The organism is Methylobacterium sp. B1 (assembly GCF_000333255.1).
GTDB lineage: Bacteria > Pseudomonadota > Alphaproteobacteria > Rhizobiales > Beijerinckiaceae > Methylobacterium > Methylobacterium fujisawaense.
The window spans coordinates 1-2927 of record NZ_BACT01000106.1 but is presented as its reverse complement, the minus strand read 5'-3'; the positions used below and the strand labels follow the sequence as shown (position 1 = coordinate 2927).

General features: G+C 71.3%; 2 protein-coding genes and 2 pseudogenes. All 4 read left to right on the top strand.

Translation table 11 applies throughout. The annotated features are described in order from the left end of the window. Positions 1 to 208 precede the first annotated feature (208 nt). Positions 209 to 1603, top strand: a complete 1395-nt coding sequence (locus I53_RS03095; RefSeq protein WP_043346547.1) for a BCD family MFS transporter — start codon at positions 209 to 211, stop codon at positions 1601 to 1603. A gap of 18 nt (positions 1604 to 1621) precedes the next feature. After that, a complete protein-coding gene (gene puhA / locus I53_RS03090) occupies positions 1622 to 2401 on the top strand; it encodes a photosynthetic reaction center subunit H (protein ID WP_043346544.1) in 780 nt (259 codons plus the stop codon). Then, positions 2398 to 2742 (top strand): annotated as a pseudogene (locus tag I53_RS03085) (PH domain-containing protein); the annotation flags it as partial. The gene puhA and the pseudogene I53_RS03085, both read left to right, overlap by 4 nt. Next, positions 2742 to 2927, top strand: a pseudogene (locus I53_RS03080) (response regulator); the annotation flags it as partial. The pseudogenes I53_RS03085 and I53_RS03080, both read left to right, overlap by 1 nt.

The following is a 2927-nucleotide window of genomic DNA, read 5'->3' as shown; positions in this document are numbered from 1 at the left end:
CGAGGGCGGCCTGCGCCGTCGGATGACTTCTGAAACAGCGCTCGACGCCTCACTNNGGGCGCGGAGCCACCGGATCAACAGCGGATTCTACCTGTCGAACGCGGTGGCGCTGACGCGCGCGCGCCCGTCCGCCTTTGCGGGATCGGGGGCGGCGTCGCCGGGGATGCGGACATGAACGCCGCATCCCAGAAAACTGACCCGCGCCCTGATGCGCCTCGGCCCGGCGATCCTCCCCTTCGCGGATGCCGCAACCGTCGAGCTGCCCCTCGGGCGCCTGCTTCGGCTCGCCCTGTTCCAGGTCACCGTCGGCATGGCGGCGGTGCTGCTGATCGGCACCCTGAACCGGGTGATGATCGTCGAACTGGGGGTGCCGGCCTGGATCGTCGCGGTGATGCTGGCGCTGCCGCTGATCTTTGCGCCCCTGCGGGCGCTGGTCGGCTTCCGCTCGGACACGCATCGCTCGCTGCTGGGCTGGCGGCGGGTGCCCTACATCTGGTTCGGCACGCTGCTTCAGTTCGGCGGCCTCGCGATCATGCCGTTCGCCCTGCTGATCCTGTCGGGCGACACCACCGGGCCGCTCTGGGTCGGCAACCTTGCGGCGGCTCTGGCCTTCCTGCTGGTCGGTGCCGGTCTGCACACGACCCAGACCGTCGGGCTGGCGCTCGCCACCGACCTCGCCCCCGCGCATGCAAGGCCGAAGGTGGTGGCGCTGCTCTGCGCGGCCCTGCTGTTCGGCATGATGGCGAGCGCCCTGCTGTTCGGCCTGTTCCTCGCCCATTTCTCGCCGGTGCGCCTGATCCAGGTGATCCAGGGCGCCGCCCTGGTCACCATCATCCTCAACGGGTTCGCCCTCTGGAAGCAGGAGCCGCGCGATCCCAACCGGACGCAGACGGCGCCGCAGCGCGACTTCCGGTCGTCCTGGCGGGCCTATGCGGGTGAGGGCACCGCCCGCCGTCGCCTCGTGGCGATCGGCCTCGGCACGGCGGGCTTCTCCATGCAGGACATCCTGCTGGAGCCCTATGGCGGCCAGATCCTGCACCTTTCCGTGGGCGCGACCACGGCCCTCACGGCGCTGCTCGCCGCGGGCGGCGGGCTGGGCCTGCTGGTTGCGGCGCGCTGGCTCGGCCGCGGGGGCGATCCGTTCCGGGTGTCGGCGGTCGGCGTCGGCATCGGCATCCTCGCCTTCTCGGCGGTGGTCTTCGCCGCGCCGCTGGCCTCGGCCGACCTGTTCGCCGCCGGCGTCAGCCTGATCGGGCTCGGCGGCGGCCTCTTCGCCCACGGCACGCTCACCGCCTCGATGAACCGCGCCGGCCCCGAGGATACGGGGCTGGCGCTCGGCGCCTGGGGCGCCGTGCAGGCGACCGCCGCGGGCCTGTCGATCGCGGCGAGCGGCCTCGTGCGCGACGTGGGCGGCGCCATCGCCCAGTCGGGGGTGCTCGGCGAGGGCATGAACGAGCCCGCGATCGGCTACCTCATCGTCTACCACATCGAGATCGCCCTGCTGTTCGCGGCGCTCCTCGCGCTGGGGCCGCTGGTGCGTGAGGACGCACGGACAGAGGATCGAGACCGCATCGCCAACGGCCTTGCCGGCCGGACGGCCTGACATTCGGGGAGGACAGCCATGCCAACCGGCGCACTTACGGGTTATGTCGACGTCGCCCAGGTCGTGCTCTACGCGTTCTTCATCTTCTTCGCCGGGCTGGTCTTCTGGCTGCGCCGCGAGGACCGGCGGGAGGGCTACCCGCTGGAGAACGAGGCCGTCGGCCGCCGCAAGGCGGACGATCCGATCCTGATCCCCCGGTCCAAGGCCTTCCATCTCCCCGGCGGCGAGACCACCTACGCACCGCAGGCGGTGCACGGCCGGGACGACATCGAGACCGGCATCCCGGCCCGCAAGGTCGAGCCCTGGCCCGGCGCTCCCTACGAGCGCACCGACGCGTCGCTCCAGGCCGGCGTCGGCCCCGGCTCCTGGGTACTGCGACACGACGTCCACGACCGGACCTGGGACGAGGAGATCCGCATCGTTCCCCTGCGGGTGGCGAAGAACTTCGTCATCCACGAAAGCGGCCCGAACCCGATCGGCATGACGGTGTTCGGCACCGACAACGCCGTGGCGGGCGTGATCAGCGACGTCTGGGTCGACCGCGGCGAGTCGCTGATCCGCTACTATGAGGTGGAACTCCCGGCGGGCGGCCGCCGGCTGATGCCGACCACCTTCTGCCGGGCCGGCGGCTTCACCAAGACGGTGACGACCGAGGCGCTGCTCGCCAGCCAGTTCGCCGACATCCCGACCACCCGCGATCCCGACAGCGTGACCTTCCTGGAGGAGGAGCGGATCGTCTCGTATTTCGGCGCCGGCACGCTCTACGCGACGCCGGCCCGGGCGGAGCCCCTGATATGAGCGGCGACTTCCTCCCCGAGGGCACCCCGCGGGGCCTGCCCGGTCCTCTGCCGGCGGGCGAGCGCATCCTGTGGCAGAGCAGGCCGACCACCTTGGGCCTGTTGGTCCGGGTGTTCCACGCCCGTCTGGTGATTGCGTGGTTTGCGGTCTGCGCCCTGGCCTTCGGCCTGGCGGCCGGTTCGCCCGCTTCGGCCCTGAAGGTGGTGGGACCGACCCTGGTGATCGGCGCGGGCGCCGTCGCGCTGCTCTGGCTGCTCGCATGGCTCACCCATCGGACGACGCTCTACACGGTGACCAACCGTCGTGTCGTGCTGCAGGCCGGCATCGCCCTGCCGGTGACCTCGACCTGAAGCTTCCCAAGGTCGACGGCCTGGAGGTGCTCGCCAAGATCAAGGGCGACCCGGTCACCCGCAAGACGCCCGTGGTCATGCTGACCTCGTCCCGCGAGGAGACCGACCTGGTGCGCTCCTACGACCTCGGGGTGAACGCCTTCGTGGTGAAGCCCGTGGCTNGAGGATTCTCGCCG

Coding starts and splice junctions, on each gene's coding strand:
- I53_RS03095 (WP_043346547.1), top strand. CDS start 209: ATGCGCCTCGGCCCGGCGATCCTCCCCTTCGCGGATGCCGCAACCGTC.
- puhA (WP_043346544.1), top strand. CDS start 1,622: ATGCCAACCGGCGCACTTACGGGTTATGTCGACGTCGCCCAGGTCGTG.